Annotated in this window: 10 protein-coding genes; 9 read left to right on the forward strand and 1 reads right to left on the reverse strand. The window is 68.7% G+C overall.

Annotated elements, in window-relative coordinates:
• The first annotated feature begins 12 nt into the window (after positions 1-12).
• The 9 genes from wecB to IGS58_RS13320 are packed head-to-tail and all read left to right on the forward strand — an operon-like array spanning position 13 to position 12,833.
• Positions 13-1,173, forward strand: coding sequence for a non-hydrolyzing UDP-N-acetylglucosamine 2-epimerase (gene wecB / locus IGS58_RS13280; RefSeq protein WP_230521668.1), 1,161 nt, complete (start codon positions 13-15; stop codon positions 1,171-1,173).
• Positions 1,170-2,030 carry an XrtA system polysaccharide deacetylase gene (locus IGS58_RS13285; RefSeq protein ID WP_230521669.1) on the forward strand — a complete coding sequence of 287 codons (861 nt, stop codon included), beginning with the start codon at positions 1,170-1,172 and terminating at the stop codon, positions 2,028-2,030. Before wecB ends, IGS58_RS13285 begins: the two co-directional genes overlap by 4 nt.
• Positions 2,030-3,121 carry a FemAB family XrtA/PEP-CTERM system-associated protein gene (locus IGS58_RS13290; RefSeq protein ID WP_230522228.1) on the forward strand — a complete coding sequence of 364 codons (1,092 nt, stop codon included), beginning with the start codon at positions 2,030-2,032 and terminating at the stop codon, positions 3,119-3,121. Before IGS58_RS13285 ends, IGS58_RS13290 begins: the two co-directional genes overlap by 1 nt.
• A 15-nt stretch (positions 3,122-3,136) precedes the next feature.
• On the forward strand, positions 3,137-4,432 hold the full coding sequence (locus IGS58_RS13295) for a TIGR03087 family PEP-CTERM/XrtA system glycosyltransferase (protein ID WP_230521670.1): 1,296 nt from the start codon (positions 3,137-3,139) through the stop codon (positions 4,430-4,432).
• Positions 4,429-6,003, forward strand: coding sequence for an exosortase A (gene xrtA, locus IGS58_RS13300; RefSeq protein ID WP_230521671.1), 1,575 nt, complete (start codon positions 4,429-4,431; stop codon positions 6,001-6,003). The genes IGS58_RS13295 and xrtA overlap by 4 nt, the downstream gene beginning before the upstream one ends.
• Positions 5,993-7,195: a TIGR03088 family PEP-CTERM/XrtA system glycosyltransferase gene (locus IGS58_RS13305; protein WP_230521672.1), complete on the forward strand. Its 1,203-nt coding sequence runs from the start codon at positions 5,993-5,995 to the stop codon at positions 7,193-7,195. Before xrtA ends, IGS58_RS13305 begins: the two co-directional genes overlap by 11 nt.
• A gap of 10 nt (positions 7,196-7,205) precedes the next feature.
• Positions 7,206-9,158, forward strand: coding sequence for an XrtA/PEP-CTERM system amidotransferase (locus tag IGS58_RS13310; protein WP_230521673.1), 1,953 nt, complete (start codon positions 7,206-7,208; stop codon positions 9,156-9,158).
• Between the two features lie 4 nt (positions 9,159-9,162).
• Positions 9,163-10,401, forward strand: a complete 1,239-nt coding sequence (locus IGS58_RS13315) for a TIGR04063 family PEP-CTERM/XrtA system glycosyltransferase (protein ID WP_230521674.1) — start codon at positions 9,163-9,165, stop codon at positions 10,399-10,401.
• The gene (locus IGS58_RS13320; protein ID WP_230521675.1) at positions 10,398-12,833 is read left to right on the forward strand and encodes a glycosyltransferase; all 2,436 of its coding nucleotides are present in this window, start codon (positions 10,398-10,400) and stop codon (positions 12,831-12,833) included. The genes IGS58_RS13315 and IGS58_RS13320 overlap by 4 nt, the downstream gene beginning before the upstream one ends.
• Before the next feature lie 144 nt (positions 12,834-12,977).
• Here IGS58_RS13320 and IGS58_RS13325 read toward each other — a convergent pair whose 3' ends face one another.
• Entirely contained in the window at positions 12,978-14,777 is a 1,800-nt protein-coding gene (locus tag IGS58_RS13325; RefSeq protein ID WP_230521676.1) for a serine hydrolase, read from the reverse strand.
• Between the last annotated feature and the right edge of the window lie 96 nt (positions 14,778-14,873).

Here is a 14,873-nt window from a genome sequence, read left to right on the forward strand (position 1 = left end):
GGAGGCCGCAGCATGTCCGACCCCTCTCTTGTGTCCGCCGCGCCGGCGCACCTGCTGTGCGTGGTGGCCGCGCGCCCCAACCTGATGAAGATGGCGCCCATCCTGGCGGCCCTGGCCCGCCAGGCGCCCGCCGTGCGCGTGACCTTGCTGCATACGGGCCAGCACTACGACACGGCCATGAATGGGCAGCTGTTTATCGACCTCGACATGCGCCCGCCCGATATCGCCCTCGACGTCGGCTCCGGCAACCACGCGCAGCAGACGGCCGAGATCATGCGCCGCTTCGATGCCGTGCTCGATGCGCAGCCGCCGCTGGCGCCCGATGCCGTGCTGGTGGTGGGCGACGTCAATTCCACCCTGGCGTGCGCGCTGGTGGCGGCCAAGCGCGGCACGCCCGTGATCCACGTCGAGGCGGGCCTGCGCAGCGGCGACCGGCGCATGCCTGAGGAAATCAACCGCGTGCTGACGGACCAGTTGTCAAGCCTGCTGCTGACCAGCGAGGAAGGCGCGCGCGCCAACCTGCTGCGCGAAGGTATTGCCCCCGAACGCATCCATTTCACGGGCAACGTCATGATCGACAGCCTGCGGCAACAATTGCCGCGCGCAGTCAAGCCCGCCGCCATCCTGCGCGCCCACGGCCACGCCTGCCCGCCCGCGTATGGCCTGCTGACACTGCACCGGCCGTCGAACGTGGATGAGCCGCAGCAACTGGAAGCGTTGCTGCAGGCGCTGGGGCAACTGTCAACCCGGCTGCCGCTGCTGTTCCCCATCCACCCGCGCACCCTGGCCGGCTTGCGCCTGGCGGGCCTGGAGCCGCTGCTGGCGCGGCAGGCCATCATCTGCCTGCCGCCGCTGGGCTACCTGGAAATGCTGGGCCTGATGCAAGAGGCGCGCCTGGTGCTGACGGATTCGGGCGGCATCCAGGAAGAAAGTACGGCCCTGGGCGTGCCCTGCCTGACCCTGCGCGCCAATACGGAGCGGCCCGTCACTGTCAGCGATGGCACGAATACCCTGGCAGGCACGCAGCCGGCCGCCATCCTGGCGCTGGCGCAAGGCATCCTGGACACGGGCGGCAAGCGCGGCCGCATTCCGCCCCTGTGGGATGGCCACGCGGCCACGCGCATCGCCGCCGTCATCGCGCCCTGGCTGGCGGCGCGCCGGGGGCCGCCATGACGCCGCCGGCTTCCTCTTTGATATTGCACAATGCGCTGACCATCGACGTGGAAGACTATTTCCAGGTCTCCGCCTTTGCGCCGCACATCGCGCGCGCCGACTGGCCGCGCCTGGAATGCCGGGTCGAGGCGAATATCGAGCGCATCCTGCAGTTGCTGGACGCGCGGCGCATCCACGCCACCTTTTTTACCCTGGGCTGGATCGCCGAGCGCTATCCGGCCATGCTGCGCCGCGTGGCCGCCGCCGGGCATGAAGTGGCCAGCCACGGCTATGCGCACCTGCGCGCCTGCGACCAGTCGGCCGCGCAGTTCGCCGAGGATGTGCGCCACAGCAAGACCATCCTCGAGCAATTGACGGGGCTGGCCGTGCACGGCTACCGGGCGCCCAGCTTTTCCATCGGCGCGGCCAACCTGTGGGCCTTCGACGTGCTGCAGGAAGCGGGCTACCGCTACAGTTCCAGCATCTACCCGATCCGCCACGACCATTACGGCATGCCCGATGCTCCCCGCTTCGCCTGGCGCCCGCGCGGGCCGCACGGCATGCTGGAACTGCCCGTCAGCACCGTGCGCCTGCGCGGGCGCAACCTGCCGGCCGGCGGCGGCGGCTACTTTCGATTGATGCCGTATGCACTGTCGCGCTGGCTTTTGCGACGCATCAATTCGCGCGACGGGCAAGCTGGCATATTCTATTTTCATCCTTGGGAACTCGATCCCGGCCAGCCGCGCCCGACGGGCCTGAGTGCCAGGACGCGCTTTCGCCACTACCTGAACCTGGGGCGCATGGAAGCGCGGCTGGAACGCCTGACGCGCGATTTCGCCTGGGACCGCATGGACCGTATTTTTCTGGAAAGCACATGATGCACGAGGCCAGCCTTGCCCCCGACCCGGTACAGTCCAGCACCGCCATCGCCGTGCGCTCCCTGCAGGGACACGAACATGGGCGCTGGGATGCCTTTGTCGACACGTGCCCGGAAGCGACCTTCTTTCACCGCGCCGGCTGGCAAACCATCATGCAGCAAGGGTTTAACCACGACAGCTATTTTTTGTACGCGGAACAGGACGGGCGCATCGCCGCCGTGCTGCCGTTGGCCCATCTGCGCAGCCGGTTGTTCGGCTCCTCGCTCGTCTCGCTGCCGTTTTGCGTGTACGGCGGCATCGCCGGCGGCGGCGCGGCCGTGCGCCGGGCCCTCGACAGCGCCGCGCAGGCGCTGGCCCGGCGCCTCGGCGTGGGGCAGCTGGAATACCGCTGGCGCGAAGTGGAGCAAAACGCGTCGGAAAATGCGGACTCTTCCTGGCTGCAGAAACCCCTGTACGCGACCTTCCGCCGCCCCCTGCATGCCGACGCCGAACAGAACCTGCTGGCCATTCCCCGCAAGCAGCGCGCCGTCGTGCGCAAGGCCATGACGGGCGGGCTGCACAGCGCCATCGACTACGACCTCAACCGTTTCTACCCGCTCTACGCGGCCAGCGTGCACCGGCTGGGCACGCCCGTCTTCGCGCGCCGCCATTTTTCCCTGCTGCGCACGGTGTTTGGCAGCGATTGCGAGGTCCTCACCGTGTACCACGGCCAGCAGGCGCAAGCCAGCGTGCTGCTGTTCTATTTCCGCGATGAAGTGTTGCCCTATTATGGCGGCGGCAGCGTACTGGCGCGCAGCACGGGCGCCAACGACTTCATGTACTGGGAGGCGATGCGCCGCGCCAGCGCGCGTGGCTACCGCCTGTTCGATTTCGGCCGCAGCAAGCTGGGTACCGGAGCATACGACTTCAAGAAGAACTGGGGTTTTACGCCGCAGCCGCTGCCGTATGCCTACAAGCTCGTGCGCGCGAAGTCCTTGCCGGACGTCAATCCCCTGAATCCGAAATACGCGATGTTCATCCGCGCCTGGCGCCGCCTGCCGCTGCCGCTGGCCAACCTACTGGGGCCGCACATCGTGCGGCAACTGGGCTAAGCGACGGGACCCGCCATGCGCGAACTTTTATTCCTCGCCCACCGCCTGCCGTATCCGCCCAACAAGGGCGACAAGATACGTTCGTGGCACATGCTGCAATACCTGAGCCGGCATTTCCGCGTGCACCTGGGCTGCTTCATCGACGATGAAGACGACTGGCAGCATGCGAAAACCGTGGCCGCCCTGTGCGCGAGCACGCGCTTCATCGCCTTACGGCGCGGCACGGCCCGCTGGCGCGCCATGCAGGCGCTGCTGTCGCGCCAGGCCATGAGCGTGCAGTACTACCGCGATGCGCGCCTGCTGCAATGGGTCGATGGCTTGCTGTCGGGCGGCAAGGTGCGCCACGCGCTGGCCTTTTCCGGGCCCATGGCGCAATACATCGACGGCAGCGCGGGCCGCGCCCTGCACCGCGTGATCGATTTCGTCGATGTCGATTCCGACAAATGGCGCCAGTACGGCGACAGCAAGCCCTGGCCCATGTCGCAGCTGTACCGGCGCGAAGCGCATCTGCTGCTGCAGTACGAGCGCCATATCGCCCAGCAATTCACGGCCGCCAGCTTCGTCTCGGCGGCCGAAGCTGCCCTGTTCCGCCAGTGCGCACCGATGGCGCGGCGCAAGACGGGCTATTTCAATAACGGCGTCGACACGGCGTATTTCACGCCCATGCCGGCCCAGCCCGGCGTGTATCCACCGGGGGTGCAGGCGCTGGTGTTTACGGGCGCCATGGATTACTGGCCGAACATCGACGCCGTGCAATGGTTCGTGCGCCACGTCTGGCCCGCCCTGCGGCGCCAGTTCCCCCAGTTGCAGTTCCATATCGTCGGCAGCGCGCCCGTGCCCGCCGTGACGGTGCTGGCAAAGGTAGCTGGCGTAGTGGTGACGGGCAAGGTGCCCGACATCCGGCCCTACCTGGCTGGTGCGGCGCTGGCCGTGGCGCCCCTGCGCATTGCCCGCGGCGTGCAAAACAAGGTACTGGAAGCGATGGCGATGGGCAAGATCGTGCTGGCCACGCCGCAGGCGCTCGAAGGCATCGCCGCCCAGCCGGGCCTGGAACTGCTGCTGGCGCGCGACGATGCCGAATTCATCCACCATGCCGCGCGCGTGCTGCGCCATGCCCAGGATGGCGCGGCCGAAGGCAGCGGCGCGGCCATCGGCGCGGCGGCGCGCCAGCTGGTGTTACAGGATTACGACTGGGAACGCAACCTGCGCGGCCTGGGCGCCATGCTGGGTGTATCGGCCGAGGCCGGTACGGATACGCCTGCCAGCGGCGCCGCCGCGCCTTTGCTGCCTGTGCGGGAGCCATCCACATGAGTCTGCAACTCGACCAGCTGGCCCGCTTGCCGGATGCGGCCGTCTGGCCGCACGGCCAGGACCGGCAGCAAGCGTTGATGCTCCTGCTGCTGGCCCTGGCCGCCGTCGTGCTGCTGTACCACGCCACCTTCTGGTCGATGGTGGAACTGTGGTCCCGCTCGCAAACCTTCGCGCACGGCTTCCTGATCGTGCCCATCAGCTGCTGGCTGGCCTGGCGCCAGCGCGCCCGCCTGGCCGCGCTGGCGCCCCAGCCGTCGCGGCAGGGCTTGCTGTTGCTGGGCGCGCTGGGCCTGGCCTGGCTGCTGGCCGACGCCGCCAACGTGCCCGTGGTGGAACAGTATGCGGCCACCGCCATGCTGCCCGCCTGCGTGCTGGCCATCCTCGGCTGGCCGGCCGTGCGCCTGCTGGCGTTTCCACTCGCGTATCTGTTCCTCGCCGTGCCGTTTGGCGAAGTTTTCCTCGATCCCCTGATCGACTTCACTGCCGCCTTTACCGTCACCGCGCTGCAATGGACGGGCGTGCCCGTGTTTCGCGACGGCAGCAGTTTTTCATTGCCCACAGGGAACTGGTCAGTGGTGGAAGCGTGCAGCGGCTTGCGCTACCTGATCGCCGCGCTGGCCCTGGGCGCCCTGTTCGCGCATGTCCAATTCCGCAGCACGCGGCGGCGCCTGGCCGTCATGGCCGCCGCGCTGCTTGTGCCCATCCTCGCCAATGGCGTGCGCGCCTACCTGATCGTGATGCTGGGCCACCTGAGCAACATGCGCCTGGCCGTGGGCGTCGACCACCTGATCTATGGCTGGCTGTTCTTCGGCCTGGTGGCGTTGCTGCTGTTCTGGCTGGCCGCGCGCTGGCGCGAATTGCCGCCGGCGCGCGCCGTGCCGCCAGCCCGGCCCGGCGCCAACATCGCTGCGGCCAGCCCGCGCGCCGCCGTGCGCGCCAGCATCGCCTGCCTGCTGCTGGCGGCGCTGTGGCCGGCATTGGCGCTGGCCAGCCACCGCCACGACAGCGCCAGGCTGCCCGCCATCGTGCTGGCCTTGCCCGATCCGCCCGCCTGGCGCCGCCTGCACGCTGCGGCAGCGCCGTGGCAAGCGCCATATGCGGGCGCGCCCGCGTTGTTTGCCGCCACGTATGCGCGCCAGGACGGCGACGGCGCGCCCGTGGGGCTGCAACTGCACTGGTATGCGCGCCAGGCGCGCGATGCCGAACTGCTGACGCATCTATCCTCGCCATACGGCGCGCGCTGGACGCCATTGGCGCAGCGCGTGCAGCACATCCACCTGGCCAGCGGTTCCATGGGCGTGCGCGAAAGCGTGCTGGCCCACGGCGGCGAGCGCCTGCTGGTGTGGCGCGTGTACCGCCAGGGCGGCATGATCACGGCCAGGCCGGTGCTGGTAAAACTGCTGCTGGCGCAAGCCAAGCTGCTGGGCAGGCGCCAGGATGGCGCCGACATCATCGTCTTTGCCGTCTACGACGAGCTGGCGCCGCCACCGCGCGCGCACCTGCAAGCCTTCTTGCGGGCAGCCCTGCCCGTCATCGAACAACGCTTGCAGGAGTTGCCGCATGGCCCTTGACCTCACTCGCGGCGGCACGCAGGCGGCCAGCGCCGCCCCCCTGATCGTGCACGTGATCCACCAGCTCGACGTGGGCGGGCTGGAAAACGGCCTCGTCAACCTGATCAACCATTTACCGCCGGAACGCTACCGGCACGCCATCGTCTGCATGAAGAATGCCACCGCGTTTCGCCAGCGCCTGACCACCCCCGGGGTCGATGTCATCAGCCTGGACAAGCGCGAAGGCAAGGACTGGCGCCATTACCTGCACCTGTACCGCGTGCTGAAACAGCTGCGCCCGGCACTCGTGCACACGCGCAACCTGGGCTGCCTCGAAGCGCAATTGCTGGCCTGCCTGGCCGGCGTGCGCCTGCGCGTGCATGGCGAGCACGGGCGCGACATGAGCGACTTGCACGGCACCCGCCGCAAATACCGGCTGCTGCGCAAATGCATGCTGCCGCTGGTGCAGCACTTCATCGCCGTCAGCGCCGACCTGGGGCAATGGCTGGTCGATGCCATCGGCGCGGCGCCCGCGCAGGTGTCGCACATCGGCAATGGCGTCGACAGCGTGCAATTCCATCCGCGCCTGGGCCCGCCGGCCGCCGTGGGCCCGCCCGGCTTCCTGTGCAATGGCGCCTTCGTCATCGGCAGCGTGGGCCGCATGGCGGCCGTCAAGGACCATGCCTCGCTGGTGCACGCCTTCATGCTGTTGCTGGCGCAGCCGGGCGCCCGCGCGCGCCTGCGCCTGATCATCGTCGGCGACGGACCGTGCCGCCAGGCTTGCCTGGATCTGCTGCGGCAGGCCGGCGTGGCCCATCTTGCCTGGCTGCCCGGCGCGCGCGACGACGTGGCGCAACTGCTGCGCGCCATGGACCTGTTCGTGCTGCCATCTCTGGCCGAAGGCAGCTCGAACACCATCCTCGAAGCGATGGCGACGGGGCTGCCCATCGTCGCCACGCAAGTGGGCGGCAATGCGGAACTGGTGCAGTCGGGCTGGAGCGGCACCCTGGTGCCGCCCGGGTCGCCCGAGATGCTGGCCGACGCCATGCTCGACTATTACAGCATGCCCGAACTGGGCCCCCGCCACGGCGCGCGCGGGCGGCGCCAGGTGCTGGCCGAGCACAGCCTGCCCGCCATGGCCGGCGCCTACCTGGCCGTGTACGACCGCCTGACGGGCGCGCGCCAGCCCTCTCCCCTGTCCACCCTTCCCTGAAAGGCCTCCCATGTGCGGCATCAGCGGCATCTTTGATTTGCAGGGCCAGCGCGACATCGACGTGCTGCTGCTGGCGCGCATGAACCACAGCCTGCGCCACCGGGGGCCGGACGAAGGGGGCTTGCACCGCGAGCCGGGACTGGGCCTGGCGCACCGGCGCCTGTCCGTGATCGACCTGGCCAGCGGCCAGCAGCCGCTGTTCAACGCCGACCGCAGCATCGCCATCGTCTTCAATGGCGAAATCTATAACTATCGCAGCCTGATGGCGGAACTGCGCCAGTTCGGCCACCCCTTCCGCACCAGCAGCGACACGGAAGTCATCGTCCACGCCTGGGAGCAATGGGGCGAGCAATGCGTGCAGCGCCTGCGCGGCATGTTCGCCTTCGCCCTGTGGGACCGCCGCCGCCACCTGCTGTTCCTGGCGCGCGACCGCCTGGGCGTCAAACCCCTGTATTACGGCGAGGCGCAGGACGGCACCCTGCTGTTCGGCTCCGAACTGAAAGCCCTGCTCGCGCATCCGGCCATGCCGCGCGCGCTCGACCCGCTGGCCGTGGAAGAATATTTCGCGTACGGCTACGTGCCCGAGCCGCGCAGCATCTTCCAGCACGCGCGCAAGCTGCCGCCCGGGCATACGCTGTCGATTCGCGCCGGCCAGCCGCTGCCCGAACCGCAATCGTACTGGGACATCCCGTTCACGCCGAATCCGCCCGCCAGCGAGGCGCAGGCGGCCGACGAATTGCTGGCGCGCCTGCGCGAAGCCGTGCGCATCCGCATGGTGGCCGAAGTACCGCTGGGGGCCTTCCTGTCCGGCGGCGTCGATTCGAGCGCCGTGGTGGCGCTGATGGCGGGGGCCAGCGCCACGCCCGTCAACACGTGTTCCATCTCGTTCGGCGACCCGGCGTACAACGAAGCGCGCTACGCCGACCTGGTGGCGCGCCGCTACGCCACGGCGCACCACGCGCGCCAGGTCGGGCAGGACGACTTCGAGCTGATCGACCTGCTGGCCAACCTGTACGACGAACCGTTCGCCGACAGTTCCGCCATGCCGACCTACCGCGTCTGCCAACTGGCGCGCCAGCGGGTCACGGTGGCCCTGTCGGGCGACGGCGGCGATGAAAGCCTGGCCGGCTACCGCCGCTACCGCCTGCACACGCGCGAGGAAAAAGTGCGCAAGGCGATGGATCCGCTGCTGCCGGCCGGCCTGCGCCAGTCGCTGTTCGGCACCCTGGGGCGGTGGTACCCGAAGGCCGACTGGGCGCCCCGCTTCCTGCGCGCCAAGACCACCTTCGAAGGCCTGGCGCGCGACACGACGGACGCGTATTTTCACGGCGTCAGCCTGCTGGGCGATGCCATGCGCGCGCGCCTGTTCAGCCCCGAGCTGCGGCGCAGCCTGCACGGCTACCGCGCCGTCGAAGTGCTGCGCCGCCACGCGCTGGCCAGTCCCGCGCAGGATCCGCTGTCGCAGGTGCAGTACCTGGACTTGAAAACCTACCTGCCCGGCGACATCCTCACGAAGGTCGACCGGGCCAGCATGGCGCATGCGCTGGAAGTGCGCTCGCCGCTGCTCGACCATGAACTGGTGGCGTGGATGTCGGGCCTGCCGCCGCAGTTCAAGCTGCGGCGCGGCGAAGGCAAGTACCTGCTGAAAAAAGCCCTGCGCCCGCTGCTGCCGGACAGCCTGCTGTACCGCCAGAAGATGGGCTTTTCCGTGCCGCTGGCCGACTGGCTGCGCGGCCCGTTGCGCCAGCGCCTGCAGCAGCGGCTGCTCGGCCCCACCCTGGCGCAGTGCGGCCTGTTCGACATGGACTACGTGCGCCTGCTGCTGGAACAGCACGCGAGCGGGCGGCGCGACTACAGCGCGCCCCTGTGGTCGCTGCTGATGTTCGAAGCGTTCCTGCGCCAGGTGCTGCCCGTCGATGGCCGCCAGGCGCCGGCGCCCGCGCCGGCCATGGCCATGGAGTGACGCCATGCGCATCCTGCACATCCTCGACCACTCGCTGCCCCTGCACAGCGGCTACACCTTTCGCACGCTGGCCATCCTGCGGCAGCAGCGCGCGCTGGGCTGGCACACCATGCAGCTCACCAGTGCCAAGCAGGGACCGTCGGATGGCGCGCAGCAGCTGGTCGACGGCTGGCATTTCTACCGCACGGCGCCCGATGCACGCTGGTGGGCGCGCCTGCCCGTGCTGCGGCAAGCGGCTGTCATCATCGGCCTGGCCGTGCGCCTGCGCCGGCTGGCGCAGCGGATCAAGCCCGACATCCTGCATGCGCATTCGCCGGCCCTGAACGCCATCGCGGCCCTCAACGCGGGCCGCGCGCTGGGCATCCCCGTCGTGTATGAAGTGCGCGCCTTCTGGGAAGACGCGGCGGCCGACCATGGCAGCAGCCGGCCCGGCGGCCTGCGCTACCGGCTCACGCGCGCGCTGGAAACCTACGCGCTGCGCCGCGCCGATGCCGTCACCACCATCTGCGACGGCTTGCGGCGCGAGCTGCGCGCGCGCGGCGTGCCCGCGCATAAAATCACCGTGATTCCAAACGCAGTCGATGCGGGTGCCTTCAGCGTCACGGCGCCCGGCGACCTGTGGCTGGCGCATAAACTGGGCCTGCATGGCCATCTGGTTCTCGGCTTCATCGGCTCGTTCTATGCCTACGAAGGACTTGCCCTGCTGCTGCGCGCCATGCCGCGCCTGCTGGCGGCGCAGCCGGCATTGCGGCTGCTGCTGGCCGGCGGCGGGCCGCAGGAAGCGGCGCTGCAGGCGCTGGCGGCGCAACTGGGCGTGGCCCACGCGGTGGTCTTCGCGGGCAGAGTACCGCATGCGCAGGTGGCAGCCTATTATCAGCTGGTCGACATCTGCGTGTATCCGCGCCTGCCCATGCGCCTGACGGAGCTGGTGACGCCCTTGAAACCGCTCGAAGCGATGGCCCAGGGCCGCCTGGTGGTGGCGTCCGACGTGGGCGGCCACCGCGAACTGGTCGAGCATGGCAAGACGGGCATGCTGTTTCGCGCCGGCGACGCCGAGGCGCTGGCGCAAGCCATACTGGCTTTGCTGCTGGCGCCCGCCAGCTGGCCCGCGCTGCGGCGCCAGGCGCGCGCCTTCGTCGAGACGGAGCGCAGCTGGGACGCCAGCGTGGGCCGCTATGCGCCCGTGTATGCGCGCGTGGCGGCGGCCCGCATGGCGGTGAATGCGGCCGGAGTCATGCCATGATCTTCACGGGCCTGCGCATCGCGCTGGTTGGCCCGCTGCCGCCGCCGGCCGGCGGCATGGCGAATCAGACGGCGCAACTGGCGCGCAAGCTGCGCGACGATGGCGCGCAAGTGCAGCTGCTGGCTGTCAACGGCCCCGCTCTGCCCCCCTGGCTGGCGCGCATCCGCTACCTGCGCGCCGCGCTGCGCCTGCCCGTGCTGCTGTGGCGCCTGTGGCGCGCGGCCAATACAGTCGACCTGTTCCACATCATGGCCAATTCCGGCTGGTCCTGGCATTTGCAGGCAGCGCCCGCGCTGTGGATCGCCAGCCTGAAAGGCAAGCCGGCCCTGCTCAATTACCGGGGCGGCGAAGCGGCCGCCTTCTTCGCCCGAGCGCCGCGCCTGGTGGCGTTCAGCCTGCGCCGCGCCAGCGCCATCGTCGTGCCCTCGGCCTACCTGGCCGGCATCTTCGAGCAATATGGCCATACGGCCCACATCGTGCCGAACGTGGTGGACTTGCAGCGCTTTGCGCCGGCTGCGCCACGTGCGCCGTCCGGGGACGGCCCGTGCATCCTCGTGGCGCGGCACCTGGAGAGCCTGTACGACAATGCCAGCGCCGTGCGCGCCTTCGCCATCGTGCGCGAGGCTTTTCCCGCGGCGCGCCTGGTATTGGCCGGCGGCGGGCCGCAGCGCGCGGCGCTGGCGCGCCTGGCCAGCTCCCTCGGCGTGAAGGATGCCGTGCGCTTCGCCGGCCACGTCGACAATGCCGCCATGCCCGCGCTGTACCAGGCCAGCGACATCGTCCTCAATCCCAGCCTGGCCGACAACATGCCCAATTCCGTGCTCGAAGCGCTGGCCTGCGGCGTGCCCGTCGTCAGCACCAACGTGGGCGGCATCCCCGCCCTGCTGCACGATGGCGTGACGGCGCTGCTGGTGCCGCCCGCCGATCCGCCCGCCATGGCGCAGGCCATCCTGGCCCTGCTGCGCGACCCGCCGCGCGCGCGGCAGCAGGTACAGGCGGGCCTGGCGCACGCCGCCACCTTCGGCTGGCCCGGCATCGCGCCCAGGCTGGCCGCGCACTACCGCCGCATCCGCGCCGCACCGCGCCCCGGCGCCTACACGCGCTGCGTCGCCCGCTGGCTGTTTCCCCTGCATGAATGGTGCAAGGGCCACCACAGCGCGCGCCTGCTGCATCGGCTGGAACGCTCGCAATGGTGGAGCGCGCAGCAGCTGGAAGCGTGGCAGCTGGCGCGCCTGCGCGCGCTGCTGCGCCACGCGGCCGATCACGTGCCGCATTACCGGGCGCTGTTCGCCCGCAGCGGTTTCGATCCCGGCCAGCTCAGGCAACTGAGCGATCTGTCGCGCCTGCCGCTGCTGCGCAAGGGCGACATCGCCGCCGCGCGCGACAGCTTCAAGTCGGCCCGCGCCGTGGGCTTGCGGCCGTTCGCCACGGGCGGCTCCAGCGGCGAGCCGCTGCAGTTTTTCCTGGGACGGCGCAGGGTCAGCCACGACATCGCCGCCAAGTGGCGCGCCACGCGCTGGTGGGGCGTCGACATCGGCGACCGCGAAGCCGTGTTGTGGGGTTCGCCCATCGAGCTGCATGCGCAAGACCGCGTGCGCCGCCTGCGCGACGCGCTGCTGCGCACCACCCTGCTGCCCGCGTTTGCCATGTCGCCCGCGCGCCTCGATGGCTATGTCAGGCAGTTGCGCCGCTGGCGTCCGCGCATGCTGTTCGGCTATCCGTCGGCCCTGTGCCGCATCGCCAGCCACGCCCGCGCGCGCGACCTGCCGCTCGACGGCCTGGGCGTAAAAGTGGCGTTCGTCACGGCCGAACGCCTGTACGACGAGCAGCGCGCGCAGATCGCCGCCGCCTTCGGCTGCCCCGTGGCGAACGGCTACGGCGGGCGCGACGCGGGCTTCATCGCCCACGAATGCCCGGAAGGCGGCATGCACATCACGGCCGAAGACATCATCGTGGAAATCCTTGATGGCAATGGCCAGCCGCTGCCGCCAGGGGCCACGGGCGACATCGTCGTCACCCACCTGGCCACGCAGGACTACCCGTTCATCCGCTACGCCACCGGCGACGTGGGCGCGCTGGGCACGCAGCCATGCGCCTGCGGCCGCGGACTGCCCCTGCTGCAAAAAATCGAAGGACGCAGCACGGATTTTCTGACCGCCGTGGACGGCACCGTCATGCACGGCCTGGCCCTCGTCTACATCGTGCGCGAACTGCCGCAAGTGCGCAGCTTCAAGATCATCCAGGAATCCCTGCTGCGCACGCGCGTGCTGCTGGTCTGCCTGCCCCGCCTGGACGACGCCACCCGCGCCGCCATCATCACCGGCTTCCAGGCCAGGCTGGGCGCACAGGTGGACATCGCCATCGAGGAAGTCGAAGAAATATCGGCGGAGGCGTCGGGGAAATACCGCTATGTGCTCAGCAAAGTCGCCTAGCACGGCGGCCTGCAGCGATATCATACATTTCCTGTTCACCAGGCGGTCATGCCGGTCCAGTTCTACGGCTTACAGCTCCAGCTCCGTGTTCAAGCGCTTCTCGAACCACAGCGCATCGTCGGCGTGTCTTGGCGCGCCGGGCGTTCAGTCGTCCACCAGATCGAAGTCGGTAAGCAAACCATCCGCGGTCAGGTAAACCAGCAGCGTGCGCGCCGGCTGGACGCCGCTGGCGCGGAAGGCAAGGATGCTGTCCACCTTGCTGCCATGCCGTTCGATCGCTCGGCCGGCAACGGCTTGCTCGTGCAAAAAAGTCAGCGATTTTGCATGGGCCAGTTCGCCTACCGCCTGTGTGCCAAAATTGCGTTTGATGCCAGCTGTGGCGAATGCCGAGTTGGCCAAGGCGCTGCCGCCACGCGCAATGTCGGCAAGCACGGCCTGTATATTCCGGGTACTCGCAGGATTGGGGTCGGTGCGGGCTTTGACCGTGCGCATCAGCGGGCCGATGCGCGGCGCCGTGTTGACCTTGTCTTTGGTCGTCACGACAACGTCAGTCACCTCTCCTTGTGCATCGACGGCAAAAGCCAGTTCGCAATTGCGCGACGTCGAATGGAAGCGCTGTGGGCCGACGGGCACGAACACTTCGTCGGGCAAGCCATCGGAAATGCTGCGCAGCCGGCCACCCTGCATGTCGAAGGTGCCCAGCGTGTTGTTCGCCAGCTCGTAGCGGCCCGTGTAGCGGATGAGTTCCCTGGCATCGATGCTGACGGCGGGGTGCTTGCGCAACACGTCGTGGTCGGCATCCGGCCAGCGATAGGCGCGGCCGATGGCGGCGGTCAGGCGGTCCATCATGCGGGAATTGTCGTTCGCATTAATCATGATCACGGCACCCTGGCCTGTCCTGGAAAAAGCCGTCAGCAAGGTATCGAAGCCTTCGTCGCGCCCGCCGTGCGAAAAGCGTTGCGCGCTGCCGCTGCCGTGCAGGAAGACGCCCAGGCCCGCGTTCTCTATTTGCGGGGTCAGCATCTGTTGCGTCAAGGCTGCCGAGATGACCGGGTTGGACGTGCCGGCCAGGGATTGCTGCACGCCGATGGCGAAGCGCGCCAGGTCCGATGCGTTGGTCCATAGACCGGCCGCCGCCATTTCTGGATACACATGCCAGCGGCCGACCACCATGCTGCGATCGGCAAGGTGGCCGCTGGCATTCAGGCGCGCGCGCTCGGCTGGCGGCGGTTGCAGATAGGAGCTCTCCTGCATGCCCAAGGGCTTGAGGACGGCGTCGCGCATGTAATCGGGAAACGCCTGGCCGCTCACGTCGGCCACCATTTGCTGCATGACGGTATAACCGCCACCGGAGTAACGCACCTTGCTGCCTGGAACAATGTCAACGCGAATGGCTGCGGTATTCGCGGGTTTCTCCCCGTCGAGCACCTGGACCACGCCGGGTAATGGCGCATTGCTGGCGTAGCCGGGGAAGCCGTGCACGGTCAGCCCGGCGTTATGGCTTAGCAACCTGCGCAGGGTCACCTTCTGTTCGGCCGCCAGGGTGCTGTCCGGCAGCTTCCACGTGAGCAGCCTGGTATTGACGTCTTCGTCAAGGGCAAGCTTGCCTTGCTCTACCAGGTGCAGCGCGCCCAGCGCGGCGACCGGTTTGCTGACCGAACCGGCCTGGAACAGTGTGTGCGGGCTGACCGGCGTCTTGCCGCCCTTTTCCGTGACACCGTACCCTTGCGCCCTGACAATCTTGCCGTTCTCGATGATGGCAAGCGATAGGCCGGGAATTTGCCGCATCTTCATTTCGGCTTTGATGATGTCGTCCAATGCGTCCGCCTGGACACCGCTTGCGAACAACAGGGTAACGATGACTGCCAGGGAATGAACTCGCATGAACGCTTCTTTCAATGGTGGTTGACGGATGTCAGGAAGGAAAAGTTGACGATACGTCACCCTGCCCGGCCACCATGCAGGATTGCGACAGGCAGTCGGATATCAGTCATGGGCGGTCATTTTCCCGGATGAGTTGCGGTGCGCATTGGCGGGCGT

The organism is Janthinobacterium sp. EB271-G4-7A (genome assembly GCF_020858075.1).
GTDB classification, from domain to species: domain Bacteria; phylum Pseudomonadota; class Gammaproteobacteria; order Burkholderiales; family Burkholderiaceae_D; genus Janthinobacterium; species Janthinobacterium lividum.